This window comes from Achromobacter sp. AONIH1 (genome assembly GCF_002902905.1).
Taxonomy (GTDB): domain Bacteria; phylum Pseudomonadota; class Gammaproteobacteria; order Burkholderiales; family Burkholderiaceae_B; genus Achromobacter.
This window is the reverse complement of the sequence record NZ_CP026124.1, coordinates 2,240,016-2,264,661: the sequence shown is the minus strand read 5'-3', so window position 1 is coordinate 2,264,661 and position 24,646 is coordinate 2,240,016. Positions and strand designations below refer to the sequence as shown.

Genomic DNA, 24,646 nt, shown 5'->3' with positions numbered 1-24,646 from the left:
ACAACTTTGTCCGAGGGCACTTGGCGCCATCCCTCGGACAAAGCAACGACTTTTGGACTAGCTTTGCATAAAACTAAAACTACGGCGCGATTCGGATGGACTTCCTATGTGTGAACGCCAGAAAACTATAGTGGCCGTGGTATTCACCCATACCCGAAGCCCCGATGCCACCGAACGGCAAATAGGGTGAGAATGCGTGCAGCATGACGCCATTGACTTGGGCGTCGCCAGACTGGATGCATGAAATAATGGGTTTTGCATTTTCGGTTTGGCGTGTAAACACATAGACTGCCAATGGCTTGGGATGATGCAGGTTAACCAGATTGACCGCCTGGTCAACCCGTTCGAAGGTCAATACCGGCAGGATTGGGCCGAACAATTCCTCTGACATCAGTGCATCGTCCCATGCAACTCCGTCGACGACCGTGGCGCTGAAGGCACGTTTTTCGACGTCGAAGTGGCCCCCCACAAGGGCCTGGCCTCGGCTTTTGTCCAGCAAATCTTTGAGTCGTGACACTTGGCGCTGCGTCACGAGTTTTCCTGTGGAGTCCACGTTCGGGAGATTTTCCTTAATTTGCTGAATTAATTTTTCCAGAAGAGCTGTCTTCACTTCTTCATGGACGTACAGGTAGTCGGGGGCGATACAGGTCTGTCCGCTATTAATGAATTTTCCAAAAAGCACTTGCGCAACTACCTGATCGAGGTCTGCATCGGGTAATACGATCAGCGGACATTTGCCTCCGAGTTCGAGTACGACGGGCGTCAGGTGTTCAGCAGCAGCGCGCATGACTACCTTGCCCACGCTGGGGCTACCAGTGAAGAAAATGAAGTCGAAAGGCAGACTAAGTAGGTACGAGTTCTCGTCCCGACCGCCTTGTACGACGGCGATATACTCCCTCGGGAAAGTTTCGACAATGATCTTCTCAAGTACTGCGGAGGTTTCCGGCGTGGTTTCCGACGGTTTGAGAATGCAGGTATTACCGCCTATGATGGCACCAACCAGCGGCGTGAGCGTCAGATTCACCGGATAGTTGAATGGACCGATGATGTAAGCGACGCCAAAAGGTTCCTGCGTCACATAACATTTCGAGGGCGCGATGATATCGACAGTGGGGACTTCTTCCGGTTCTACCCACTCGTCTAGGTGCTCCAAGGCAAAGTCGATCTCATTGACAACCTCACCAATCTCGGCCAAGTCGACCGCCTCGCGAGTTTTTCCCAGGTCCGCCATCAGTGCGCCGTATAGGAGTTCCTTGTTGGCTAGCAAGGCTTGCTTCAGACGTAAGAGGCTGGTTTTGCGGAACTCAATATCCAGCGTTTGACGCGAGGCGAAGAATTTCTTCTGTCGAACAAAGATGGCTTCGATATCTTCGGGGTTTGTATAGATCATTGGGTTCTACTCTCTATTACTTCAAAAGACTTGCGCGATCCTGAAATTAATCTGGCTTGAAGTCTTGAAACCGTTATCGATGCTGGTATCACGGCCCCAGCCAAGGATGAGCTGGGTTTTGCTGGGTAGCATGTAAGCCGTGCCGATGGTGTACTTGCTTTCGTTGGGTCGGCCCTGACTCACGCCATCAACGAACTGCTCACCGCCCCACTGACGGGAGTAGGAAGTACGGATGTCGAGGTTGGCAGTGAGGTTGTAACGGAAGATCACCTGACCTTGGTACAGCGTGCGCTGGGATAACGTGGCTTTGCCGCTGCCGTAGCGATCGTTGTCTCCGAAATGCGTCCCGTCGAAGGCCGCATCCAGCGTCAATCGGTCTACCAATTCCTGGCTATACCCTAATTGCAGGGTGTATTTGTGTCGGTTCTCGCCTATGTTCAGTGGATCATCCTTGTCGTAACTGCCTGTGGGTAAGGTGATCATTGGCGTAACGCCGAAATAAGTCTTGGTCACAGGGTTGTTCACGAGCCATACCGTGTTGGCGAGGATGAGATCCCCAACGCCATTGCCAGTGCCCAGATCCGCACCCGCCTGCTTCCCGCTCACGTGACCGAAGGGCAAAAGGAATTGTGGGTCCATTATGAAGCCACCCACCTCCATAAAATGGATCATCCTCAGAATACCGATATCTTGGGTCAGATGACTTCCGCCCCCGACATTGTTGCCGTGAGAGTAAGCGCTATGGCTGTAGCCATGGTTGTAATAAAGCAATGCCATATTGGAGCCATCAGGCAGAGGCGTATAATCACCGCCATCGATATCCAAGGCTAGGCACGTTGTGGGAAAAGTGGGCAGCAAACCAGCAAACAATAGCGTCGAAAAAGATAATTTATCGAAATTGTTTTTCATCGATTAGTCCTTGGCATTTTGAGACCAGCAATCGGTTGCTTGATCAGCGTTTGAAGTAATCGGCTACCAATAATTTGGCTGCATGACGGGCCAGAGCCTGAGTGGGAGCATTGGTATTGCCACTGGTGATATTAGGCATGATCGACGCATCGATGACGTGCAATTGATCTACCCCTTTTACGCGGAGCCTCGCGTCTACCACTGCTCGTTCATCGTTGCCCATGCGGCAAGACCCTACTGGGTGCCACATGGTGGTGGCCACTTTCCTGACCCATTCGCCGATCTGTTCGTCGGATTTGATGGCGCTACCTGGTGAAACCTCTTCATCGATGACATGCGCTAGAGATTCCTGCTGCAGGACTTCTCGCATGGCCTTGACCGATTCGACAGCCACTTTCAGATCGTATTCATGCCCGATGAAGTTGGGATTGATGAGGGGCCTAGAAGTGGGGTCCCCATCGGCCAGGCGAATCCATCCGCGGCTCTTGGGCTGAAGGACAACCAACTCGAAGGTAATGCCCGAGCGTGTGCCGGTTGGGCTCAGGCCGTCTTGGGAAATGATCGGGACGTGGTAGCACTGGACTGTCGGCTCGGCCGTGAAGTCGAGCGGGTCCCAGTACGAAACGGTTTCAATGCCGTTGCCCGAGGCGGGGCCGTCCTTGGTGAGGATATAGCGCACGCCGGCCTTGAGCGTGCCCAAACCCTGGGCAACATTCTGATAGCCCAGGTCACCTTTGACATATGCGCTCAGCGGAATGATGGGGTGGTCGTGGAGGTTTTCTCCGACCCCAGGCGCGTCGACTTTAACCTTGATGCCAACATCCGATAGATGCGCGCTTGGTCCCACCCCTGAATGCATCAGAATTTTGGGACTGTGTACCGCGCCAGCACTGAGCACGACTAAGCCGGCGTGGATCTCGGATCGGCTGGTAGATGTCAGCACTTCAGCGCCGACAGCTCGTTGGCCTTCGATCAATACACGAGTCACTGTAGTGTCGCAGAGAAGGGTAACGCGCCCACTTTCGATATGACGCCGAAGATGAGCTTCTACCGCACTGCAGCGACGTTTGTTCTGGATGTTCGATTGAACAGGGGAAACCCCGATTTGACTGGTGCCGTTATAGTCAGGGTTATAAGGAAGGCCGTACTCCTGAAACGCTTTTAGACAATACTGATTGAGTTCGTTAATACCCTTGGGCAGTTGAACTGAGAGCGTACCGCTAATGCCGTGATGCTCATTGTGAAATGTGTCGTTCGTTTCCTGCTCGATGAAGGTTTTCCACATGGTTTCATAGGACCATCCGGCTTCACCATTGACAGCTTTTTCCCATCCGTCGAAATCTCTGCGCTGTCCGCGCACATAGCACATCGCATTAACTGATGTGCCGCCACCTAGCACCTTCCCAGAGCGGAAGCGACGTTGACTCCCATGCTGCGGAACCGTGAAATCGGGCCAGACATGCTTGTCCTCGGCTAGTATTTTTCCGAACCCCGCTGGTATATGAATGAGGGGATCTTTATCTTTAGAGCCAGCCTCAATAACGGCAATGCTGGCATCTGTATTTTCCGCAAGATATCCAGCAACCACGCAGCCGGCGGCACCACTGCCAATGACTAAAACGTCAAAACTCTTGTTATTCATGGTTTTTCCTATTTTGATGGCGCTATTGTGTTCGGTGACATGAATATCGCATCCTGCTTTGGGTGGGGCACTTACCGATAAGTAGCAGGAAAAAATTCATGCAGGCACGTTTTGGTGGATTTTTTCTGGCCTCGTGTTACAAAAGTGAACACTCAGGCACGCAAGGGGGCGATGATGAATGCAGTGCACCAGTATGGGGCGCCCTACGCGAGCTCACTTATGGCGGTCAAGCGAGCGATTGAGGCAGGTAATGCACCCGACGATTCCGCAATCCCGAGTTGGCTGGTCCAATCTTGGTTGCGAAGCCGCTCTCACGGCCTGCGCTTGGGCGATCACCGATTGGTGGATAGGGGCTACTCCCCACACCTCTTGAATGAGCAGGATCGTGATCTATCGGCCATCGTCGGCGAGGAGATCGAGGCAATCTGGGATTCGTTCGGCGGTGAGAATTGGGTGGCTTACTGTACCAATGCCCAAGGCGTCATCATCCGTGCAAAGCACGGCTCCAATCCTGCGTCTCGTGGATTCGCACTTCACGTCGGTAGACGTATTTTGGAGAGCGACACCGGTACGACAGCGCCGTCTTGCGCATTGAAGGAGAAAAAGCCAATCACTCTAATTGGCGCAGAACACTACCTTGATGAGTTTCTTAACATGTTCTGCTGTGCTGTACCCATCTGGGGAGGATGGGGAAAGGTCGTCGGAATTCTCAATGTGACAGGTAGCGAGGAGTTCAAATCTCGCTTGGTTGAGCGGAAACTGCTGAGTGCAGCCATCAAGATTGAAAATAGGTTATTCCTTGACGCACATAAAGAAAATAGTGTTTTTAGAATTCACTATGACGCAGATTTTATCGATACGCACTTGGCAGGTTTGGTGTCGGTAAATAAGTTTGGAGATGTCTTGTCTGTGACGAGAAATGCGTTAGAGATGTTCGATCAGGCCGACGTGCTGCATAAGCGTTACAGCGTCAGTGACTTGTTTTATGGCGATTTCGTTGTCGCTGGTGATTTCTGTCTGAAGTCTCACATGAAGAACGGAATCGTTCTGTATACGAAGTCTTGTAATGAACATTCAGCTTCCGTTCTGAACGATAGTGCGGCGGTGCGCGCGAACGGCTCACTCCGAGAGTTGTCAGATCTCCACATATTGGAGGTCATGCGCAAGTCTGGAGGGAATGTAAGTAAGGCCGCCGAAATTTTGAATTTATCCAGGACCACAATTTATAGGGTTTTGAGTCGAAATAGTGAAAAATAACATTGGAATCCAAGTATTCAGCAGTTAGTCCGTCAAATTAAGTCGAATAACTGGGAACTATGAGCCACCCTTAAGGGAAAGATAGGGATTATTGGGCGGCATCTCACTGAATAAGGAATGCGGTTCACGAAGCAGATAGCCGTGCAACTGACGGGACTTGCGAGGCCCTGTCACTTCGCACGTCCAGATGTTCAAGCCGTTGGGCTGCTTGCGATGGTGTTGCAGCCGCTCGAAACGTTTCTGGACCCATTGCCAATCCTGCAGGTTTTCCAGCTTCGCCAGCGTGCCAACCTGCGGGTGTTCCTGCGCGTAACGCTGGAAGACGCCGGGGCTGACCAGGTACGCGGTGTCGCCCACGGTATGCACGAGCGCCTTGGCGTCGTTAATGATGAGCCGCCGCGAGGCGACGCGCTGTTGCAGCCATGCCATGAAGTGTTCACCGGATGGTTGCGCGGCCGTGGGCGCGGGCCCTGGTGATGGAGGCATAGGCTTCGCCAGGGACGGTGCAAGCGCTTCGATCGAGACGGCTTCTACATCCTGCCGGGTAGCAGGCAAATCACCCATTCCCACCATCGCGAGCATGTCTTCCATGACATCGGGCACGGCCTGGGCAGCGAACGGGTGAACCGGGGCAGCGGCGCCGTCAGCGTCCGTCCATGGAGCGGACTGCTGCTCTTCGGCAGGAGGCGTTGCCGCGATTGCCACCGATTGCACCGAGGCATCGGCATCTTTGTCGGCCGCTGTCGTGTCGATCGCCACCGTCCCCCCGAACGGCGCTGGCCGCTCGCCAGGCTCCCAAATCAGCGCAGGTGCCAGCCGCAACAGGGTGAATGAGTGGGACCAGCCGGTCGAACTGGTCACGGTCGCGCGCCAGATCGCCTTGCCGTCGGCCGTCGGCTGCAACATGCCATGGTCCTGGAGCACATTGAACACCGCGGTGTTGTTCGCAGGGATGCCATCGACGCCCTGAGACAGCAGATGCGCGCGTAGCTTGTCGGAAACGGTCTTGCTCACCAGCCAAAGCGCATCGTCCGTGAGCCAGCCATCGGAGGCTTCGGGCTGGTTCAGTTTCAGCTCTTCCTTGAGCAGGTAGCGCAGCCCGTTGACCAGCTTGCGCTGGAGCGAGTGCTTGGGCGCGGCCATGGCGCGCGCGGGATCGCCGCCCAGCTCCTGGGCGACGGAGGCGCGGTCGGCCTGCACAACCAGCTCGCCCAGTACCCCGGCGTGCTCGTACTGCCCGGCCAGGACGTAGAGCAGCGGCGCCCACAGGGAGGGATAGCCACTGAGCCAGTCCAGCAGATCGCGGTCGAGCAGTTGCCGGTAGAGCAAGCCTGTCGCGGCGCTGTGGAGCCGGTACTCGCGATCGTCGCGGTAGCGGAAGCGGTACGGCTGACGCAGGGGGCCGTGCCACGGGTGCCAGGTGCTGCCGTCGGCCAGCTCGACGTGCAGATCGACCGCCACCTTGCCGATGTCATGGAGCAACGCGGCATAGGCGACGGCCGCAGTCCAGGCTTCGGCCTGCGCCGCCTGGTCTTCGGGACTGGCGCCGATGGGCAGCAGATGGGACTGCCGCAGCTTCAGGCTGTAGGCGACGATTTCGAGGCCATGGTCGAGCATGCCGCCCGGGTATGCGTGGTGGTGCGCTTCGGAGGCCGGGAAGACCTGGACCAGCTCGGCGTATCGCTCCAGTGGCGCGCGGTACAGGGTGGCGAACTGCCTGCGCGAGAGTGAGGTGCGCTGCCAGATGTGTTCCAGCAGCTTCTGCCGGCGCGGGGTGCCCAGCAGCGATGCGGCCGACTCCGGCCGCATCAGCCCTTTCGGAAGGTCGGTGGCGAGGGCTGGCGACGGCGCGGCAGCGACCGGGGGCCGTTTTCGCTGGAACAGGGAGAGCATGTCGGTGTCCTGATGGCGGGCCGGGCGGGAGGTCTTTTTGCCTTTTCGAGGTAGGGCCTTTCCCCTTGCACCCCATTCCCTTGCCGTTTCGACCCTTTGGCCTTTAACCGTTTCGGTATAGCGGGGCTTGGGCTGCGGCTCCAGCGTCAATGTGGAACCCGCACGAATGGATTGGACGGCGACCTGGCGCTGGCCCCGACCTATGCTGCCGGGACGCTAGACCGCCAGGTAGCCTCCCACTCGGGCGACTAAGTTGACAAACGCGACAAAGGAGACTAGAGTGAATCCTGTCTCAAACCTACCTGGGAGATGACCATGCCCACTGCCATCGAATTCATTGCCGATCGTCTGCCGCGCGTCACGGTGGAGGATGTGCGCCGATTTGCGGATACCGTCGAAATCCGGGATGCCCCGGCGTTCGCGGCCGAGTTGCAGGCGTTCATCCATGAGCGCGTGGAGGCGGTGAAGCTGCCCGCCAACCTGGAAGGTGAAACGGTGGCGCAGGCCTTGGAGCGCAAGGCGGCCACGCTGCGCGCCGACACGCGCTGGGCACCGAATGAAACCGATGTCCAGCGAGGCCGCGCCGTGCTGCTGGAAGCCTTCAACCAGCCGGACAACCTGCCGCCTGCCGAGTTCGCCAAGCTGGCGGACAAGTCGCGCCAGCAAATCTACAAGGACATCCTCGCCCGTCGGCTGCTGGCGCTGAACGTGGGGCCGCGCGGCCAGAAGCTGCCCGACTGGCAGCTCGACCCGGTGAAGCAGCAGTTGACCCAAACCGTGCTCCAGGAGGTCGAGGGCATCGACCACTGGACGATCTACCGCGCGCTGTCCGAACCCCTCGAAGGCCTGGGTGGTCGCTCGCCGGTGGATGCGGTGACGCATGGCACGATCGATGACGTGGCCGAGGCCGTGTTCAACGTGCTGGGCGTCCAGGTGCATTGAAGCGAGATCGCCATGAGCCACGAGCTGCCTTCGTTCCTGATCGATGCCGGTGAACTGCTCCAGCATGTGAGCCGCGTCGTCTATCGGGGCAGCCCGCTGTACTATGGCCGCAGCAGCACGAATCGCTACGATGACCCAGCGGGGGCCTACGGCGTGCTCTACCTGGGGTGCGACCTGCCCACGGTGCTGATGGAGTCGGTGTTCCATAAGCATCAATGGCTTGAAGACACGAGGCGCTCCATCGCCCTGAAGGAGGTCAACGCCCGGATGGTGCGCGCAGTAGGCGTGCTGGATGACGTGCTTCTGGCCGATCTCACGGCGCCGGGCGTCATGGCGGGCTACTTCGGCCTGAACCTGGAGCAGTTGGCCAGCCGCGACTACACGCACACGCAGCGGGTGTCCGCCCAGGTGCATGCGATGCTCGGAGATGACGGCCAGGCGCTGTTCGACGGGGTGCTCTATCCGTCGCGCAACAACTATCCCGCCGCGAGCATCGCCCTGTTCGAGCGGGCGGGAGCCAAGGTCCGCGTTGTCGAGGACATCGACCTGGTTGACCATGTGGACTGGCCGCGCTTCGTCGCCACCTACCGCGTCGGCGTAGAACCCGATCCAGGCCCGTTGGGGCCAGACGACGAAACGTCCTGAAGCAGCAAGAAAGCACATTGAAGCCGCAAACCGAATGAAGTGGAGCAAACTGGAATAGGCATTCCTCAGCAGCAGGAGACGACCATGAACACGACGACCCGCACCAGCACCGCAGAACGCCTCGGCCGCGCCTTTGGCCGCGGATGGCGTGCCTGTGCGCGCGGCGAACGGCGGGCGTCGAACTGGTTGGTATCCAAGGGGATGCCGCGAGCTGGCGCGACCGTGTGCGTGTGGGTGGTCAAGCTGGCTGTACTGGGAGTGCTGCTCTACGTTGCGTTTTGGTTCGCACTCGTGCTGCTGGGCGTTGCGGCGGCGGGATGGGCTGCTGCTGCCAATACCTCGGATGAAGACGAGTGGCCTTTCACCGACCTCACCGAGCTGCGCAAGACGCCGGGCTACGATCCCAACCTGCACAACGACACGTCGCACGAGTTGTACACCGACGACTGACCGGCCTCGGGCTATTTCAGCTTTCCTCCGGTGAGCGCCCCGGCACCCTTGCCGCCAGCTTGCCCGGCGCTCTTGCTGCCATCGGAGAGCCCTTGGATGACGTGCCCGGCCCGAATCCCAACCCAGGTAAGGCTCGCCAGCCAGAATCCCGGCAGAACCAGGAACATCGTGCCCATGACGAACATCAGGAGCATGTCGCCGAAGGCGTTGTTCAGCCCCACCAGCGGATCGAAGTTGGTGTGCGGCCGGTTCCAGCCGAAGCCCCACCCGTAGAGCGCGTCCAGGATCGTTGAATCGATCCAGCGTGCGAGCTGGAACCAGAAGTCCGTGAAGAACAGCGCGAATTGCACGACGCTGACGGTGATGACCGTCTTCAGGTCATAGGTGCCCACAACCAGCACGAGCGGGATGCAGATGACCAGCGCCATCTTCAGTAAGGCGAGGATCATGGGCAGGGATTGGCGCACGACATCCATGGCGGGAAACGCGGCAATCGCGCCTACTGCCATCCCGACGTCGCCTGTGGCGCGCGTCACGATGTTCGGCAGGGTCTTGTCGATCTGGCCGCCGTAGTCCGTATAGACGCTGCCCTGGTTCAATTTCTGCTGCCGGGGTGACGCGATGGCGCGGATCACCGAATCGTCCACCTCGGCCCGGCTCAGGAACCCGGCCCAGCCCGCCAGGCGATTCAGCAGGCTCGGGTCCACTTGCCCCAGCAGCCGCGCGCGCAGTCCGTTGCTGCCGTCTGACCACCACTGCCTGCAGGTCGGGTAGCCGCCACCATTGGCAACCTGCGCGAGGCCTGCATCGCGGCTGTCGTCATAGGGCCATGCCTCGCGCGCCGTGCTGGAGCGGTAGCTGTCGTAGTAGCCACCCGTGTCCGTGAAAAAGCGCGAGCCGATCCAGGTCACGTCGTGCATCTGCTGCTCATCGAGATCCGGGCGCTGCATGAACAGTTTGGCCCGCGCAGGCCCATAGCAATCCCGCGAGAAGTCCGCGACCTCTTGAGCGAGTACCGGGTCGTCAATGCGGGTCGCGTCGATCTCCATCCTCATCTGCCGCAGGTCCGTACCGCACGGGATCGCAGCCACCGAGGCGCTCGTGACCGCGCGCGAGAGCGCGTGCATGAAGGCCCACCAGACCGGCACCTTCGCCGACTGGTTGTTGATGGTGCTGAAGGACTGCGACCAGCCGGTTTCTGTGGGCTGCGGCACGCTGACTTGGCACTGCGCCGAGCGCGAGCTGTCGTACTGGATGGTGCTGAGGTCCACGTCGATAAACGGAATGCCCGCGAACATCACCACCACGATCGCGACGAACACCCGGTTCTCGATACGGGCGGCACTCAGAACGCCTTTGTTGCCCTCGTCAGCGCCTTCCGCACGGGCCTTCAGCCACTCCTGCACGACGATGGCGACGAAAGGCAGCGCGAACACCCCGCTGGACACCAGCACGGCCCAGATGCCGTTGTTGACGATCCAGGACACGAGGGTGAGGTAGTACTCCAGATAGTCGGTCGTGAAGAGCGTCATGGCCCCGATCTCCCCTCAAGCGGCCTGCATCAACAGGCTGGCTTCCAGCGCGACGATGGCGACGACGCCGGCGACCTCGGTGCGATTCAGCCGGCGCCGCGCCTGGCCATCTGTCCCGCTTTGGTCTTCGCGGGCCAGCACCCGGCGGCGCATCCAGAACCATCCATAGGCCGTTGCCGCGTACACGCACAGCCGCCAGATGAAGAAATACCCTGCGGAGGCCGCCAGCCACCGTTCCCAGCCTGCAACGCTGCCGACCAAGTAGATGCCCGCGACGTTGGCCCCCACGGCAGCGGCAACGATCAGTACCAGCCACAGCAGCGTCTTCGCCGCGCGCCGGCTGAACAACCAGCGCACGGGCCACCAGGCCATGCGCGCCGGGCTCATGGCCGACTCCCCGGATTGCCCTTCTGGAGCTGGTCGAGACGGTCCGGCACAGGATCGCCCTCGTAGATGCCGCGCGAGCCGGCCGCGCGCGTGCCGTGGCGCTGGATGATCGCCATGGGAGAGTTGTTCGCCAGCTCGCGCCGCAGCTCCAGTTCGGTCTTGAGGTTGCGAATCTCGCGGTCGAGCGTGTCGCTCTCGTGGTTCACGGCCTCCACGGCAAGCTCGTTCGCCGCGACGTTGGGCTCCTTCTTGCCCGTGAGCAGCGTGCGCTGCAGCAGCAGCGCTTTCTCCAGCACGGACGCCAGCGCGACCTCGGACGCCAGGCGCTGCGACAGCAGGTGCTGGTCGGGCTCGTCGCGCAGCGCCTCGATCACGCCGCGCGTAATGGGCAGCGACGCGCTGCCGGCTTCGCGCAGGTTCTCGGGCGTCGTGTTCTTCGCCTTGGAGACGAGATCCTGGAGCGCCTGCAGCTTGGTGTCGTATTCCTCCTGGATCAGCGGCGTGAGCCCGACGCCGGGCGTCGTCTCGGTCTTGGTGCAGGCATCGCACGTGCGCTGCTCCTTCTCGCCGAGCACGCGCGTAGCCCACTCGACGGCGGCCTGTGGCGAGGTCCAGGTCTGGCACGAGAGGCTGGCACAACTGGCCGGGGCGATCGAAGACGTGTCGGTTACGCCGCGGCCGTTGACCAGGTTGTAGCCGGCGCGGGTGACATCGCCGACGACCCTGACCGCGGGCTGGCCGGAGCCGCCCGCGTTGCTGCCCCCGACCCACGGCACGCCGTCATTGCCGCGGCGCGTCTCGGCTTGCTCGATGGCCGAGACCGCATCCGTGCTCGACACGGCATCGCGCAGCGCCAGGCCTTCGGCCATCTGGCTCCAGCCGAGCTGGCCGCCCGCCGTTTCGGCCATCTTCTCTGCCATGGCACGGCACGTGAGCTTGGAGCGGTCGAAATCCAGCCGGGCCTGCAGTACGCCATTGGTGAGCAGGTTGTACAGGCCGGGATCGGCCCGCTGGATGATCAGCGCGGGCAACGATGCCACCGCACTGGTGGCGCTCTGGATCACCGACGACATGATTTGCTGGAAACCGTTGGTGATGCCGTTGAGTTGATTCCTCAAGGTGGTCTGGATGCTCATGTCACCGCAGATCAAGTTGCTGTTCCAGCCCACGCCAACACCGAGGGAGCGCATGCCAGCCGCACGTCCCATCGACACGGCGTTGCCGCCGCCGATCGAGTACATGACGTCATCGCCGATGACGCTGCCGGTGGTCTGGTATCCCAGTTGACCCCAGGCCACGCCGCTGCCCAGCGCGAGCGCGCCGGCCAGCGCCAGGACGATCTCCGTGCGGCGTGCCCGGCGGGAGAACAGATTGAATGCGGGACGGAACTTCATGGCACCACCTCAGAGGAAATCGACGCTGCCCAGGAACACCTGGCCCCGGCGTTCGCAGCAGGCATACGGCCGCCACAGCGCCCATGCGTAGTCGCCTTGCTGCGCCTGGGTAAGGAAGCCGCTGCGCGGAAAGACCGTGCAGGACGAGGACAGGACGGGTGTGAGTTCTTGCCACTTGCCGGTGGAGGCATCGCCCTCCATCAGCGCGCCGGCCGGCCAGTAGCCGTCGCGGGAGTTGGCCAGCAACGGCTGATAGACGTGGATCTGCCCCCGGCGCGTGACCACATCGCCTGCACGCTGGGCCACCACTGCGCCGGCCTTGAAGTCGTCGGTCTGGTGAAGGAAGCCGCCACGGGGATACACGTTGCCCCACAGGTTCATCGTGGTGCGTGCGCCGACCTCACGCCGGCCCGGAATCAGTGCTTCCGGGTAGGCCATCTCGGGCACGTTGTAGCGCCAGGCCAGCGTGTCCAAGGTGCTGAGCAAGTACGGCATGAATGCCGTGCCCGCGCCCTCGCAGAAGTAGCCCGAGGACGAGACGAACTGGTTGAACACCTCGGCGCCAGGGTGGCCGATGACGTCCGCGTTCTTGAATTTGGCGAGGTTGTTTTCGTGGTCCTCGTTCGTCGTCCCGTCGCCGCCAGCCTGGGCGGACGGGTTGGGCGTGCTCATCGCCCGGACTTCGACCCAGGGGTTTTCGCCGGTATTCGAATACGACGACACCACCGCATCGGGGATGTAGTGGCGAACCTTGACGGACGTGCGCACCGTGCAGCCCGTCCAGGTGCAGTAGAGCCAGTAGCAGATGCCGACGACACGGTATTCGAGGCAATCGGGCGATGCCACCGAGCCGATGATGGTCGCTGTATTGAGGGCGTAGCTGCCCGTGGCGCTGAGCAGCAGCAACGAAGCCACGCCAGCGCGCAGGCGGCGCATCAGGTCGAATAGTCGGGTCACGGCTGGGTCCTCCGGTGCTGCTCGATGCGCGCGACAGCGCGAGCCACATCCGGCTCGCTATAGACGACGTAGCGCTGATCCACCACGATGGCTGGGATGCTCGTGATGCCCAGGCTCCATGCGTCGGTGACGCCTTGGTATGCGGAGGCAATGCGGCGTTGGAGGTCGGCACCGCCCTGGCTCAGGCGATCGCGAGCGATGTGTTCTGCGCGCGCCGGGTCAGCCGGCAGGCCAGATGCCAGTTCGGCCTCGATGCGGGAGGGCGCATCCAGCAGGATCAGCCGATCCGCCTTGCCGGAGACTGGATGTGCCTGGTCGGTGACGACCCAGGTTTCAGCGTAGAGCGCGCTGGTCGCGAGGAGCGCAGCCAAGCCGCTGGCCGTTAGCCAGGTTCGCTTGGAGGGAAGAAACGAAGGAAAACGGCGCATGGCGTGCCACCCCGGAGTTCACGATTCCGGTAGTGCAACGCATACGGCGGTGAGGGACAGCAGGAAATAGGAACTCGGCTCCACCCGGTTTCATAGGGGCGAGATCGAGCCGTGATGGTTACTCCGGTCTGCGGTTGGATTCAGCGTCAACCAATTGCCGCGCATAGACCGTCAGCCGCAGGTGTCGATCCTCGTCAACTGTCAGCGAGGTGTGTTCGAACGGCTCCGCCTTGCTGTCGATCACTAGTTTGCGCACGCCATTGCAAGGCGCATGGACGTCGTGCTGCCGCCACCATGCCTTGAACTCGGGCGAAACCCGTTCCAGTTCGTCCACCAGTTCATGAATGTTCGCTTCCTGCGTGGCGCGGGCAAAGTCGCGTCGGAAGCTGGACAGCATCAGCGGAGCTTGTTCTTCCCAGGCATCCACGCGCTCGCGCAGGATGGGATCGGTGAACAGCAGCCAGAGCAGATTGCGCCGCTCGGGCGCGTGCGTATCAAATCCGAAAAGCGCATCCGCAGGCGCATTGAAGCCCAGCACGTCCCAGCGCAGGTTGAGCACGAAGGCCGGGTGCGGCAGGTCGTGCATCAAGCGCCGTACCAGCGGCGGCAGCACGCACCATGTCTTGCCCGGCTCGGCCGGTGGCCTCTCGTGCGCCAGCAGGAACAGGTGCCGCCGCTCGGCAGCATCCAGTTTCAGCACTCGCGCCAGGTTGTCCAGAAAGGTGGCCGAAACACCAATATCGCGGCCCTGTTCCAGCCATGTGTACCAGGTCAAGCCGACACCAGCGAGCGCGGCGACTTCCTCGCGCCGAAGTCCTGGCGTGCGCCGGCGGCCACCGCTGGGCAAGCCCACGTCGGCGGGCGACAGCCGTTCGCGCCGTGCGCGCAGAAAGGCGGCCAGATCGGCGCGCGTTCGTTCCAGCGTTCTCATCGCCTTATGGGATTGCTTTAAGTAATAGCATAAATTGTTAAATTGTAATTGTTTAAGAAGGGTTTGAGAATGATCGCGTCTTTACCCTGGATACGCAAGATGAACTCAAATCCCTGCTTTGCGACGCCGCCCGAGCGCGCCGTCAGTGGCCCGCCGTGGCTCGGGTTGTCCGTGCTGCTACTGGCCGGCTTCGTCACGATCTTCGACCTGTTCGTGGTCAACGTGGCCATCCCCAGCATGCAGGCCGGGCTGGGCGCGAGCTTCGCGCAGATCGGTTTCATCGTGGCCGGTTACGAGCTGGCGTTCGGCGTGCTGCTGATTACCGGCGGGCGGCTGGGCGACCTGTTCGGCCGCCGTCGGTTGTTCGTCGTCGGCATGGCGGGCTTCACCGTGGCCTCGGCCTTGTGCGGGCTGGCGCCCAAGGCCGGCTTCCTGATCGGTGCCAGGGTGTTGCAGGGGCTGGCGGCCGCCTTGCTGTTCCCGCAGGTCTATGCGTCCATCCGCGTCAACTTCGACGGCGACGACAGCCGCCGTGCCTTCGGCCTGCTGGGCATGACGCTGGGCCTGGCCGCCATCGCTGGGCAGGTGCTGGGCGGCTGGCTGGTGCATGCCGACCTGTTCGGGCTGGGCTGGCGCAGCATCTTCCTCATCAACGTGCCCATCGGGCTGTTCGCCATCGCCGCCGCACGGTGCATTCCCGAATCGCGCGCGCCGCAGCGCCCGGCCCTGGACTGGACGGGCGTGGTACTGGTCAGCGCCGGCCTGGCGTTGCTGCTGGTGCCGCTGATCGAGGGGCCGGGCCAAGGCTGGCCGGCCTGGAGCCTGGGGTCGCTGGGGGTGGCGGCGGCGCTGCTCGCGCTGTTCTACCGGCAGCAGGAGCAGCGGCGGATTGCCGGTGGTTTGCCGCTGGTGGACATGCGATTGCTGGGACAGCGTCGTTTCGCGCTGGGCGCGGTGCTGGTGCTGCTGGTCTATTCCACGTCCAGTTCGTTCTTCTTGTGCTTCGCCTTGCTGGTGCAGACGGGGCTGGGCCTCGATCCCTTCGTGGCTGGCAGCATCTTCGCGCCATGCAGCGTGGGCTTTGTCGCGGCATCGCTGGCTGCGCCACGGCTGGTTGCCCGCTGGGGAACCGCCGCCATCGTCAGCGGGGCGCTGGTCTATGCCGTTTCGATCGGCCTGCTGATCGCCCAGGTGCAAGCCGCTGGTGCGGAACTGGTGCCCATGCGGCTGATCCCCGTTCTGGTCGTGGTCGGTGCCGGGCAAGGCTTCATCATGACGCCGCTGCTGAACCTGGTACTGGGCTTTGTCGCTGAAGCGCAGGCTGGCATGGCGTCGGGCGTGATCTCGACCGTTCAGCAGGTCGGCGCCGCGCTGGGCGTGGCCGCGGTCGGCATCCTGTTCGGTGCGGCGCTTGCCGCAGGCGATGGCGCGGCGGCGCAAGCAGGCCAATACGCTTCAGCTTTCGTCGCGGGAATGCTCTACAACCTGGGCGCTGCTTTGCTGGTCTGCATCCTCTTAGCGATGCTGGCAAAAACGCAGCGGTCTGCAAGCTGACAAGGAAAGCGAGATGGAGCTTCGGCATCTTGGCTGCTTCCTAGCCGTTGCAGAACTCCATTTCGCCCGTGCAGCGGAGAGGTTGCACATTGAAAAATCGGAGGCCGAAGCCTCCGTGTGGATCAAGAAGCCGACACCGTCGCTACAGCAGGCCGGATTCCGCGAACGAGTACGGCGTGCCCTGGCCGACGATGAGGTGATCCAGCACCCTCACGTCGATCAGCGACAACGCGGCCCTCAGCGTTTGGGTCAAAGCGCGGTCCGCGCTTGACGGCTCCGTGCAGCCCGAAGGGTGTTGGTGCGAAAAAATGACCGCAGCGGCGTTAAGTTCCAGGGCGCGCTGCACGATTGGGCGCGCATGCACCGTGGTCGAATGGACCGTACCCTTGAACATCGGCTCATAGGCCAGCACCACGTGCATGCTGTTGAGAAACACGACGGCGAAGATTTCGTTCGGCTCGGCGGCCAGTTTCAGGCGCAGATAGTCCTTGACGACGGCTGGCTGATTCAGGGCTGGCCCCTTCTTGAAGACCCGCTGCTCCAGCAACGCGATGGCTTGCCGGATGATCCAGTCATCGGATTGGGACGCTGGGGCAAAACGTGGCTCCACGCAGGAGTCGTTGATGACGAGAGACATGGCGAACCTCCAGAATGTGAACGGAGGGCGCCACCCTGGGAGGGCAAGCCCTCCTGGGGATGAAACAGCGGAACAAGGTGCATCCACCACCGCGCAGCGGTGATTGTTCGCAGCCAGGATGCGAAGCGAACGGGTCGCGGTCAGCACGGCGAACCGCGCCGTAGCCTCTAAGACCGAGGGCTACCTGGGCATGTCGCCGACAACGTCGGCAGGCATTTCGGATGTGGCGGTGGCGGGGGAAGCCGCCGCGTCGCTGGCCATGTCCCCGGCCGCCAGCATGTCCATGGCCGACAGCAAGGCATCGCCCTCGATCGGCCCCTGCAGCAGGATGGCCTGGCCCGTCTGGCGATCGAGCAGTCGCAGCGACGGCGTGGCGGTCACGCCGCTCTTGGTGGCTTCTGCGGCCTGGGCGCGGATGGCCGCGTTGGGCCGCTCGCTCGCCATGCACTGCTCGATGGCCGACGTTGTTTCGGGGTAACGCAAGCCATCGGGCAAGCCCTGGCCGTCGCTGCGCGTGTGGGCATAGACCCATTCGACCGCCTGCCAGAACGCCGCATGACCGCCCGCTTCGGCGGCGCACTCGGCCAGACGTGCCTCGGCCGACGCGGCTGGCTCGTGTGCGGCCAGCGGCTGGTGGTGCCATTGCAGTGCGACGTCGGTGTTGTTGCCGACCCACCGCTTGAGCTGCGGGAAGTACTCCCGGCAGAACGGGCATTCCAGGTCGGCATAGAGCGTCAGCGTGAAGCGGCCTTCCGGGTTGCCCATCTGCCAGGGTGGCCCAGCGACCTGCGCCGTGCTGGCCGGCGCGGGCGACGAGGCTGAGGATTCGCCGGGCGTCCGGGACACCAGCCAGATCAGCAGCAGCGCGACCAGCACAGCAGCCAATACCCAGGGCCAGCGAGGCCGCCAGCGGCGACGGCGGAACGCCTGGACCTGCATCGGAATGGAAGGACGTTTCTGTTCCATGGCGTTCTCCGGTTTACGACAGTTCCAGGGCCGGCGACTCGATGCCGCGGGCCTGGTCGATCTTCTCGGCCACCTTGAAAGCCGCTTCCAGTTCGGTGCAGCCGTACTGCTGCATGAGCTGGTAGCGTTCGGCTTTCTCCTCGGGTTCTGTCTGCGCGAGGGCGAGGTACAGGCTCGGTGGCACAGCGCGGAACAGCACTTCCATGCTCTTGGAGAGGATGACGCCTTCTGTGAATTTCCCCGCCTCTTTGCGCGCCGAAAGCATCAGCGCCTTCTGCGCGGGCGAGAGTTCGCGGAACCGCGCGATCTTCTCGACTTCATCGGGCGGCATGCTGAGACAGATCCACCACTCGATCATGTTGAGCATGGGCTCCGCGGCGCGCGGCAAGTCGTCGATGTTCTGCGTCGCGAGCCAGAACCAGGCCCCCAACTTTCTCCACATTTTTGTAATTTTCACGACATAGGGCGCGAGCAGCGGGTTCTTCGTGATGATGTGCCCTTCGTCGGTGACGTTGATGATCGGGCGTCCCAGGTACTGATCACGCTCGGCGATGTTGTTCACCGTGCTGATCAGGCTGATGTAGGCGATGGAGAGCTGGGCGTTGTAGCCCTCGCGGGCGTAGGTTGCGAGGTCCACCAGGGTGATGTCCGCCTCGGGCCACGGCGTGCCGTCGCGGTCGAACATCTCGCCGTCCGTGCCTTGGCAGAACATGTCCATCGCGTCCGCCATCTCCAGCAGCCGCACACGCCGCATCTCGGGCAGCGTCGGGTCCTGGCCGCGGGTGCGCAGCGCGTTGCGCACATCGCGCGTGAGCACCGTGCGCTTCTCGGCCACGCAGTGCTCGGCGGCGTCGAGGATGCACTGGCGGATCAGCGAGCGGTCGGCCCGCGTCATCCGGGCTTCTTCCTTGTCCTCGCCGCCGGTGATCATCAGCCGCGCCGTGATCTCCAATTCGCCGAGCACGTCGCGCTGCTCGTCCGCCTCCATGGCCGAGGCATCCGGGGGAAGGTCCTCGTCCAGCGCGTCGGCATCGAGCGTCTGCACGTCGCTCGGCGTTTCGATCAGCCGGCGCGCATCGGCGAACGGTGCGAGGCTGATACCGGAGCCTGGGGCCAGCTTTACCCGGTTCACCGTTAGCCCGAGCCTGCGTGCGAAATCGCTGAACAGGCCGAAGCTGTTGCCGGCCTCAACGATGAACAGCCGCGGCCGATAGATGGCCGTGACCTGGTTCAAGAGGTTGTTGAGCGTCGCGGACTTGCCCGAGCCGGTAGGGCCGAACAGGAACAGGTGGGCGTTCATCTGCCGATCCAGGCGATTGAGCGGATCGAAGGTGATCGGGCCGCCACCACGGTTGAACATCGTGATGCCGGGGTGCCCCGTGCCCTGGGCGCGGCCCCACACCGGCGACACGTTCGCGATGTGCTGCGCGAACATCAGTTGGGTGTACCACCTGCGCCGATCCTGGCCGGGGTTGTAGCAGCACGGCAGCCAGCGCAAGTAGCTGTTGAGCGGTGCCACCTCGTCGTCTTCGCGCACCGGCTGCAAGCCGGCGTTGAGCATCACGTTCGCCAGGTCCAGGCCGCGCCGGTCCAGTTCCGCCTCGTCGCGTCCGCGCAGGTAGAACGCCAGCGTTCCGCGGTAGAGCTTGTGCGCGCTGCCGATGAGGGAGCGGGCTTCCTGCACGTCCTTCAACGTCTGCTCCGACGCCAGCGTCTCGCCCACCGCCTTCTTAGCCAGGTGGTTGAGATCCGCTTCCAGGACATCCTGCGGCGTGGCGACCATCGTGAGACAAAGCAAGGTGTCTTCCGGCATCTGGTCGAACAGCGTGTTGATGGCATCCCCTTTGCGGGTCTCGCCGGTCAGGTGTCCGGTGCCGGGCGGCATGCGCAGGCGGTCGGTGATCAGCACGCGGTGCGGCATGCCATCGAAGTACCAAGTGCCATGCTCCACGTCGGAGCGTGGCTGGCCGAAGAACAACCGCTGGCTGAAATCCCGCCCGCTCGCCAGCTCGATTTCGCCGTCCTCGGCCTCGTCGGGGTAGCGCGCCAGCGCGTAGAAGCGCTCCCGGTCCTCTGCACTCGGCCCGAGCATCGCCGGGCGCGGATTGAACCAGCGCAGCAGCCAGTCGTGGACGTCGGCTGCGACCATGCGCCGTGCCTGGATGCCGGCGTTCGCCAGGCCGCCGCACAGGCGGTCGCAAACGATGTTCAGCATCTGCTCGGGCGTCTGGCCGCGGCGGCTTGCCTGCCCGGTGGCACGGCGATAGATCACCATGCGCACCCGCCGCGTCTGGCCGCGCCAGCGCAGCCGCGTGACCACCGTGTCCTCGAACAGGCCGCCCGGCTTGGCGACCGCGCGTAGGTGGTGGCCGAAGAAGCGCAGGTAGAACTCGGTGAACGCGGTATCGCGGGCGCGCGGCTGCACGTAGTCGCGCAGGGTCTGCATGTACTGGTCGAAGCTGGGCTCGTCCTGGGCGTAGAGCTGGAGCACCCAGGGGTTTTCGTCCAGCTCATCGAACGAGTCCTGGAGCGCGTTTTCCAAGGCATCGCGGGCATGCGCGAGCCAGCCGGGTTCCCGGCCCTCGGTGCCCAGCGGCACCAGCTCGTAGAAGGCAGCGACCGACTGCCCATCCTCCAGCAGCATGGACTTCGACTGCGGCAGGAACTCCACCCAAGGCAGCAGTTCCGCGAACGACGGTGCGACGTCGTACAGCGCCTGCTCGTCGGCTACCGTCGCCGGCCTGCGGCCCTGTACCGCTGCACCAGGTTCGGGGATGCCGGCCTGGCGCAAGGCATCGACGTGGCGCTGCCAACCGTCCGGCTGCTCGTCGTCGCTGGCGCTGGATGCGGCCAGCTTCGGCCAGGGAAGTTTCCAGCGCATCAGTAGTCCTCCACGCGCTCGCCCGGCATGGCGTACTGCACGCGCTGGTACAGGGGGAAGACCGTCGTGTAGCCCGGCACAGGTACAGGGTCCGAGCCCGCCAAGTGTGGATACACGTACATGACGAGATCGGGATTCGGCAGCCGGTGGAACTGGCGATAGACCTCGTTGCGTGCGGTGCGCGTGTAGCGCATCTGCTCGGCGGGCGCGGCCTGCACGTCGGCCTCGGTCAACGGCCGGCGCAGGCTCTGGCGGGCATCGAGCAGCTGCCGGCGTGCCGCCTGGCCGGCGCTCCCGCCGCCGTCGCCGGCGTTCTGCTGCCAGATGTCCATCATCGTGCTGTCGCCGTGGGGCAGCAGCTTTTCCTTGCTGGTGGCGCAGCCGCCGAGCACCGCGACGGCGAGGGCCAGCGCCAGGCCCCTATTCAAGTTCGAGAGCATGGCTTTCTCCTGCGCGGTGATCGACCTTGCGGCCTTCGGGATCGAAGTCGATGGCGAGCGGCTTTTCGAGGTGGACGGCGACCTTCGCGCCAGGCTGGACATAGACGGCCGCGAACGCCTGCCCGTACAGCTTGTTCACCCAGTCCGCCATGTCGCGCACGCCACCGGCCAGGATGCGGCCCACGGCCTCGTTGCCCGAGATGCCGACGCTGCCGATGGAGCCGTCTGCGCCGACGTAGGACATCTGGCCGCTGTCGCTGTCGATCAGCGAGGCCACGCCGGCGCCGGCCGCGGTGATCAGGGCCTGCGAGCCGAGGTACTGCTGGGCGTTGCTGCGCCGCTCGCCGCTGACGCAAGGGATGCCATAGGGATCGCTGATCCAGCCCAGGCCGTCGCGCTGCTGGTTGTTCTGCTGGTTGCCGTCGCGGTCTTCGGGGATGGTGCGGATCGTGCCGTCGTGGAAAACGAAGGTGATGCTGCGCACCTGACCGCGCACGCACGAAAGCGTCCAGTCGCCCGATGCGGTTCCGCTGAACACAGCGCCGGCCACGTCGGGAATGTCGATGCCATTGGCGGTCAGGTTGTCCGGCCCGACCAGTACCTTGAAGGGGTACGGATCGTTCACCGTCCCGTCGATCGGCACACGACCGATCAGCGCCGTCATCGCGACCGACCCCATCAGCGTCGAGTTGGTTGGCACGGTATAGACCGGCTTGGCGCTCTTGACGCCTGCCGCACGTGCGCCGGCGTTCGCCACGGTTTCCGCGGTCGTTTCCAGCGTGCTTTGCGCCGGGCCGAAGCTCGTCGGGAAGCTCATGCCGCTGCCCGTGCCACGACTGCCGTTGCGGCCCTCGGCCTTCTTCGCGTCGTCCGGCTCGATCCAGCGCATGCCGCCTTCCATGCCGGCCTCGTCGCCATCGCGCAGCCCCAGGCCCACGGGCAGATCGGCATGGCCGCCGCCGCGCCCGCCGATGCTGTCCAGGCGCCGCTGCAGGTCGGCGAGCAGCCCCTCGGTCTGCTGGCGCGCGCTGGCCGCCTGTTCCTGGTCGCGGCGAAGGTTCGAGCGTTCGGATTCGAGGGCCGAATTGATGCGCTGATCGATGGAGTTCTCGCGCTGGCGCAGCCGCTGGTTTTCCTCGCGCTGCGACTTGTTGTCGGTCAGCGCGGTCTGAAGCTCGGTGCGCAACTGTTTCACCTGGGCCACCAGGGTTGCAACGGTGTCGCGAGGGGTATCGCCTTCGATGCCCAACGCCTTCATTTCCTCGGGCGTGAGCTTGGAGCCGGCATCCGCGGCGGGCGGTGCCGACGTGCTTCCGCCGGAGAACAGCCGGATGGCGACGAACAGCACCAGCAAGGCGACTGGGATCATCAGCCACTTGAGCAAGCCGTTACTGCGCATGGCGGGCCTCCTTGCCGTCGTCGGCTACCGCTTCCGGCTGCGGCAGATGCACGACCGGGTCGAAGCGGTGGATCGCCGGCAGCAGCGATTGCGCGAGGCCGTGCCCGCGCGTCACCAGGTACAGGACGGTCGTGTCCTCGGGCGTACCGCGAGGGCCGAGCGCTTCGTGCTGGAAGGTAGCGGTGAGGAAATCGCCTTGCAGCACGCGCGGGTCGAGCGTGACCCAGCCGCTGCTGCTGTTTGTCAGGCGCACGGCAGTGACCCACTGGTCTTCCAGACGCCACGACGCGAGTGCGATCGCGCGCAGGGGCAGCGTCGGCATCAGCGTGCCGAGGTCGAGGTCACGACGCAGGTTCACCCGCATGACGCCAGGCAGCGGCTCCACGGTGCGCAGCGGCGCGTAGAGGTTCTGTGCGGCGAAGCGCGTCAGGACGACCGGAACCGGGGTTTCGCGCCGGGTCACCCGCGTACCTGCCTGGTCCTGGGCGCGTGCCGTGGCCTCATCGGCACCGCCTGCCAGATCGCCGTAGCGCGCAGGGGTGCTGCTGCCCTCGACGATGCGCACCGGCTCCAGCTCGGCTTCGCCGTCCTTGGGCGGCTCGGCCGCAATGTCGAGCAGGATCAGCGCGCCCGTGTCGGCGTCCTGCAATTGCAGCCGCGTGGGCTCGATCGGTTCGCTGGCGCGCAGGTACACCGCGCCGCCTGCGCTCTGCACGCGCAGGCGTTCGCCCACGCCTGCGGGTACGCCCACGCGGACGTTCCGGTCGATGAACACGATGCGCTCCTGGCCCACCTTCAGCGGCACCGCGAGCGGCATGCGTTCCCACCGCAGAATCTCCACAGCATGGGAGACGGGTGCCGCGGCCACGGCCAGCAGCCCCAGCAGCACGAGTACAGGATGCTTCATGGGGTGTTTCCTCCTTGGGGCGCTTGCGGAGACAGGCCGCCAGGCGCCGGGCGCGTCGGCTCCGGTGCGCTGATGCGCTGGGGCGCACCGTCGTAGCAGTCCAGCGCCAAGCCGAACGGGTTGCGGGCGGGATCGACGTCCACCCGCGTGACCTTCACCGGGTAGCGCACGAGCGCGCGCTTGACCTGCTCGGCGCCGTAGTACTCGTCGGCGGTGATGTCGAGCGTCACCACCCAGTCGCGGTCGGAGACCACGCGCACGCGCGCCGTGGGATCGTCGCCGTAGCCGCGCCCGGGGATTTCGTAGATGCCGCGCACGCGCTGGCGCAGCTCGCCCGTGCTGCGGCGGTAGTCGTAGTCCGCGCGCAGGAATGCCTGGCAGGACGGAGTGAGGTACGGCGAGAGCGTGTGGAGGTTGCGCGGGTAGTCCTCTTCGCCGCTCGTCGGCCAGCGGTTGAGGGTCTGGAACACGTAGAACGTGAACGCATAGACTGATTCGGGCGGCACTTCCCACCACTTGCGGGTACTGCCGGAGCGCAGGTCGGGCGGGACGTGGATGGTCAGGTCGCGCGGCGCGCTCCACCAGCCACCGCCCATGACCAGGGCGACGATGACCAGCGCGCCAGCCCCCAGGCGAAGCGTCTTGATGTGCGCCTGCAGGTGGGTGATCTCGTTCTTGAAACGGCTCATCGTGCCCCCCTTGCAACGGACCTTCGGGTGGACCAGAAGCCGGAGCGCGAGATCAACACGTGCCCGCCCACCCATCCCGCCATCAGCGGATGGCGCGTGGCGATGCGCCATTGCAGTTGCCGGTACAGCCAGGTGTCGGGACGCCCGCGCTTGAGCCGGCGCAGGATGCCGCCGCCGATGAAGACGCCCAGGGCCACGCCCAGGACGACGAACGTCGGCGCGATGGCGATCGTGCGGAACACCCAGGACAGCGGCGCACCGACCAGCAGGCCGGCGGCGCCGGACAGGCCGCAGCAGATCCACAGTTCGTCGGCGGTGAGGCCGCGCACGACAACCGGATGGCGGTTGAGCCGGTGCGGAAGGAACGTGACCGTCCCGTCCGCACGGACGTGCTGCTGCTCGGACATACCGGCCTC

General features: G+C 63.4%; 23 protein-coding genes and 1 pseudogene. 6 read left to right on the top strand and 18 right to left on the bottom strand.

Features of this window, described 5'->3' with window-relative positions; all coding sequences use genetic code 11:
• Positions 1-79: 79 nt before the first annotated feature.
• The 3 genes from mdlD to C2U31_RS10365 are packed head-to-tail and all read right to left on the bottom strand — an operon-like array spanning position 80 to position 3,941.
• On the bottom strand, positions 80-1,390 hold the full coding sequence (gene mdlD, locus C2U31_RS10375) for an NAD(P)-dependent benzaldehyde dehydrogenase MdlD (protein WP_103272771.1): 1,311 nt from the start codon (positions 1,388-1,390) through the stop codon (positions 80-82).
• A gap of 21 nt (positions 1,391-1,411) precedes the next feature.
• A complete protein-coding gene (locus C2U31_RS10370) occupies positions 1,412-2,299 on the bottom strand; it encodes a transporter (RefSeq protein ID WP_103272770.1) in 888 nt (295 codons plus the stop codon).
• Positions 2,300-2,342: 43 nt separating this feature from the next.
• Positions 2,343-3,941, bottom strand: a complete 1,599-nt coding sequence (locus tag C2U31_RS10365; protein ID WP_103272769.1) for a GMC family oxidoreductase — start codon at positions 3,939-3,941, stop codon at positions 2,343-2,345.
• 114 nt (positions 3,942-4,055) lie between these two features.
• Here C2U31_RS10365 and C2U31_RS10360 point away from each other — a divergent pair, with 114 nt between their 5' ends.
• Complete coding sequence (locus tag C2U31_RS10360; RefSeq protein ID WP_158658332.1) at positions 4,056-5,198, top strand: helix-turn-helix domain-containing protein; 1,143 nt, start codon at positions 4,056-4,058, stop codon at positions 5,196-5,198.
• A gap of 57 nt (positions 5,199-5,255) precedes the next feature.
• On the opposite strand, the gene mobH is transcribed toward C2U31_RS10360, so the two are convergent.
• Positions 5,256-7,091 (bottom strand): MobH family relaxase, encoded by a 1,836-nt coding sequence (mobH, locus tag C2U31_RS10355; RefSeq protein ID WP_103272767.1) that lies wholly within the window; start codon positions 7,089-7,091, stop codon positions 5,256-5,258.
• A gap of 315 nt (positions 7,092-7,406) precedes the next feature.
• On the opposite strand from mobH, the gene C2U31_RS10345 reads away from it, so the two are divergent.
• The 3 genes from C2U31_RS10345 (at position 7,407) to C2U31_RS10335 (ending at position 9,128) form a co-directional block, all read left to right on the top strand.
• Entirely contained in the window at positions 7,407-8,033 is a 627-nt protein-coding gene (locus C2U31_RS10345; protein WP_103276332.1) for an integrase, read from the top strand.
• Positions 8,034-8,045: 12 nt separating this feature from the next.
• Positions 8,046-8,678 (top strand): RES family NAD+ phosphorylase, encoded by a 633-nt coding sequence (locus C2U31_RS10340; protein ID WP_103272766.1) that lies wholly within the window; start codon positions 8,046-8,048, stop codon positions 8,676-8,678.
• An 84-nt stretch (positions 8,679-8,762) separates the two neighbouring features.
• Positions 8,763-9,128: a DUF3742 family protein gene (locus C2U31_RS10335; RefSeq protein WP_103272765.1), complete on the top strand. Its 366-nt coding sequence runs from the start codon at positions 8,763-8,765 to the stop codon at positions 9,126-9,128.
• An 11-nt stretch (positions 9,129-9,139) separates the two neighbouring features.
• Here the strand turns inward: C2U31_RS10335 and C2U31_RS10330 are convergent, their stop codons facing one another.
• The 6 genes from C2U31_RS10330 to C2U31_RS10305 all read right to left on the bottom strand — a co-directional run bounded on the left by C2U31_RS10330 (position 9,140) and on the right by C2U31_RS10305 (position 14,757).
• On the bottom strand, positions 9,140-10,660 hold the full coding sequence (locus C2U31_RS10330) for a conjugal transfer protein TraG N-terminal domain-containing protein (RefSeq protein ID WP_103272764.1): 1,521 nt from the start codon (positions 10,658-10,660) through the stop codon (positions 9,140-9,142).
• Positions 10,661-10,675: 15 nt separating this feature from the next.
• Complete coding sequence (locus tag C2U31_RS10325; RefSeq protein ID WP_103272763.1) at positions 10,676-11,047, bottom strand: hypothetical protein; 372 nt, start codon at positions 11,045-11,047, stop codon at positions 10,676-10,678.
• A complete protein-coding gene (locus C2U31_RS10320; RefSeq protein ID WP_103272762.1) occupies positions 11,044-12,441 on the bottom strand; it encodes an integrating conjugative element protein in 1,398 nt (465 codons plus the stop codon). Before C2U31_RS10320 ends, C2U31_RS10325 begins: the two co-directional genes overlap by 4 nt.
• A gap of 9 nt (positions 12,442-12,450) precedes the next feature.
• A complete protein-coding gene (locus tag C2U31_RS10315) occupies positions 12,451-13,398 on the bottom strand; it encodes a TIGR03756 family integrating conjugative element protein (RefSeq protein WP_103272761.1) in 948 nt (315 codons plus the stop codon).
• Positions 13,395-13,826, bottom strand: a complete 432-nt coding sequence (locus C2U31_RS10310) for a TIGR03757 family integrating conjugative element protein (RefSeq protein WP_103272760.1) — start codon at positions 13,824-13,826, stop codon at positions 13,395-13,397. The genes C2U31_RS10315 and C2U31_RS10310 overlap by 4 nt, the downstream gene beginning before the upstream one ends.
• 118 nt (positions 13,827-13,944) lie before the next feature.
• A complete protein-coding gene (locus C2U31_RS10305; protein WP_103272759.1) occupies positions 13,945-14,757 on the bottom strand; it encodes a helix-turn-helix transcriptional regulator in 813 nt (270 codons plus the stop codon).
• A 99-nt stretch (positions 14,758-14,856) separates the two neighbouring features.
• On the opposite strand from C2U31_RS10305, the gene C2U31_RS10300 reads away from it, so the two are divergent.
• Together C2U31_RS10300 and C2U31_RS31215 are read left to right on the top strand one after the other, a co-directional pair.
• Positions 14,857-16,311, top strand: a complete 1,455-nt coding sequence (locus tag C2U31_RS10300; protein ID WP_103272758.1) for an MFS transporter — start codon at positions 14,857-14,859, stop codon at positions 16,309-16,311.
• A gap of 13 nt (positions 16,312-16,324) precedes the next feature.
• Positions 16,325-16,429, top strand: a pseudogene (locus C2U31_RS31215) (LysR family transcriptional regulator); the annotation flags it as partial.
• Positions 16,430-16,453: 24 nt separating this feature from the next.
• Here the strand turns inward: C2U31_RS31215 and C2U31_RS10295 are convergent.
• The 8 genes from C2U31_RS10295 to C2U31_RS10260 form a co-directional block, all read right to left on the bottom strand.
• On the bottom strand, positions 16,454-16,948 hold the full coding sequence (locus C2U31_RS10295) for a JAB domain-containing protein (RefSeq protein WP_103272757.1): 495 nt from the start codon (positions 16,946-16,948) through the stop codon (positions 16,454-16,456).
• Between the two features lie 180 nt (positions 16,949-17,128).
• The gene (locus tag C2U31_RS10290; protein ID WP_103272756.1) at positions 17,129-17,914 is read right to left on the bottom strand and encodes a DsbA family protein; all 786 of its coding nucleotides are present in this window, start codon (positions 17,912-17,914) and stop codon (positions 17,129-17,131) included.
• 13 nt (positions 17,915-17,927) lie between these two features.
• Entirely contained in the window at positions 17,928-20,795 is a 2,868-nt protein-coding gene (locus tag C2U31_RS10285) for a conjugative transfer ATPase (protein ID WP_103272755.1), read from the bottom strand.
• Positions 20,795-21,235, bottom strand: a complete 441-nt coding sequence (locus C2U31_RS10280) for a TIGR03751 family conjugal transfer lipoprotein (RefSeq protein WP_033448780.1) — start codon at positions 21,233-21,235, stop codon at positions 20,795-20,797. The genes C2U31_RS10285 and C2U31_RS10280 overlap by 1 nt, the downstream gene beginning before the upstream one ends.
• Entirely contained in the window at positions 21,216-22,634 is a 1,419-nt protein-coding gene (locus C2U31_RS10275) for a TIGR03752 family integrating conjugative element protein (RefSeq protein ID WP_103272754.1), read from the bottom strand. Before C2U31_RS10275 ends, C2U31_RS10280 begins: the two co-directional genes overlap by 20 nt.
• Positions 22,624-23,541, bottom strand: a complete 918-nt coding sequence (locus C2U31_RS10270) for a TIGR03749 family integrating conjugative element protein (protein ID WP_103272753.1) — start codon at positions 23,539-23,541, stop codon at positions 22,624-22,626. Before C2U31_RS10270 ends, C2U31_RS10275 begins: the two co-directional genes overlap by 11 nt.
• Positions 23,538-24,230, bottom strand: coding sequence for a PFL_4703 family integrating conjugative element protein (locus C2U31_RS10265; protein WP_103272752.1), 693 nt, complete (start codon positions 24,228-24,230; stop codon positions 23,538-23,540). Before C2U31_RS10265 ends, C2U31_RS10270 begins: the two co-directional genes overlap by 4 nt.
• A complete protein-coding gene (locus C2U31_RS10260; RefSeq protein ID WP_003821108.1) occupies positions 24,227-24,637 on the bottom strand; it encodes a TIGR03750 family conjugal transfer protein in 411 nt (136 codons plus the stop codon). The genes C2U31_RS10265 and C2U31_RS10260 overlap by 4 nt, the downstream gene beginning before the upstream one ends.
• Between the last annotated feature and the right edge of the window lie 9 nt (positions 24,638-24,646).

Excerpts from the sequence above, each read along its gene's own strand:
- mdlD (WP_103272771.1), bottom strand. The coding sequence starts at position 1,390 with ATGATCTATACAAACCCCGAAGATATCGAAGCCATCTTTGTTCGACAG.
- C2U31_RS10370 (WP_103272770.1), bottom strand. The coding sequence starts at position 2,299 with ATGAAAAACAATTTCGATAAATTATCTTTTTCGACGCTATTGTTTGCT.
- C2U31_RS10365 (WP_103272769.1), bottom strand. The coding sequence starts at position 3,941 with ATGAATAACAAGAGTTTTGACGTTTTAGTCATTGGCAGTGGTGCCGCC.
- mobH (WP_103272767.1), bottom strand. The coding sequence starts at position 7,091 with ATGCTCTCCCTGTTCCAGCGAAAACGGCCCCCGGTCGCTGCCGCGCCG.
- C2U31_RS10345 (WP_103276332.1), top strand. The coding sequence starts at position 7,407 with ATGCCCACTGCCATCGAATTCATTGCCGATCGTCTGCCGCGCGTCACG.
- C2U31_RS10340 (WP_103272766.1), top strand. The coding sequence starts at position 8,046 with ATGAGCCACGAGCTGCCTTCGTTCCTGATCGATGCCGGTGAACTGCTC.
- C2U31_RS10335 (WP_103272765.1), top strand. The coding sequence starts at position 8,763 with ATGAACACGACGACCCGCACCAGCACCGCAGAACGCCTCGGCCGCGCC.
- C2U31_RS10330 (WP_103272764.1), bottom strand. The coding sequence starts at position 10,660 with ATGACGCTCTTCACGACCGACTATCTGGAGTACTACCTCACCCTCGTG.
- C2U31_RS10325 (WP_103272763.1), bottom strand. The coding sequence starts at position 11,047 with ATGAGCCCGGCGCGCATGGCCTGGTGGCCCGTGCGCTGGTTGTTCAGC.
- C2U31_RS10320 (WP_103272762.1), bottom strand. The coding sequence starts at position 12,441 with ATGAAGTTCCGTCCCGCATTCAATCTGTTCTCCCGCCGGGCACGCCGC.
- C2U31_RS10310 (WP_103272760.1), bottom strand. The coding sequence starts at position 13,826 with ATGCGCCGTTTTCCTTCGTTTCTTCCCTCCAAGCGAACCTGGCTAACG.
- C2U31_RS10305 (WP_103272759.1), bottom strand. The coding sequence starts at position 14,757 with ATGAGAACGCTGGAACGAACGCGCGCCGATCTGGCCGCCTTTCTGCGC.
- C2U31_RS10300 (WP_103272758.1), top strand. The coding sequence starts at position 14,857 with ATGAACTCAAATCCCTGCTTTGCGACGCCGCCCGAGCGCGCCGTCAGT.
- C2U31_RS10295 (WP_103272757.1), bottom strand. The coding sequence starts at position 16,948 with ATGTCTCTCGTCATCAACGACTCCTGCGTGGAGCCACGTTTTGCCCCA.
- C2U31_RS10290 (WP_103272756.1), bottom strand. The coding sequence starts at position 17,914 with ATGGAACAGAAACGTCCTTCCATTCCGATGCAGGTCCAGGCGTTCCGC.
- C2U31_RS10285 (WP_103272755.1), bottom strand. The coding sequence starts at position 20,795 with ATGCGCTGGAAACTTCCCTGGCCGAAGCTGGCCGCATCCAGCGCCAGC.
- C2U31_RS10280 (WP_033448780.1), bottom strand. The coding sequence starts at position 21,235 with ATGCTCTCGAACTTGAATAGGGGCCTGGCGCTGGCCCTCGCCGTCGCG.
- C2U31_RS10275 (WP_103272754.1), bottom strand. The coding sequence starts at position 22,634 with ATGCGCAGTAACGGCTTGCTCAAGTGGCTGATGATCCCAGTCGCCTTG.
- C2U31_RS10270 (WP_103272753.1), bottom strand. The coding sequence starts at position 23,541 with ATGAAGCATCCTGTACTCGTGCTGCTGGGGCTGCTGGCCGTGGCCGCG.
- C2U31_RS10265 (WP_103272752.1), bottom strand. The coding sequence starts at position 24,230 with ATGAGCCGTTTCAAGAACGAGATCACCCACCTGCAGGCGCACATCAAG.
- C2U31_RS10260 (WP_003821108.1), bottom strand. The coding sequence starts at position 24,637 with ATGTCCGAGCAGCAGCACGTCCGTGCGGACGGGACGGTCACGTTCCTT.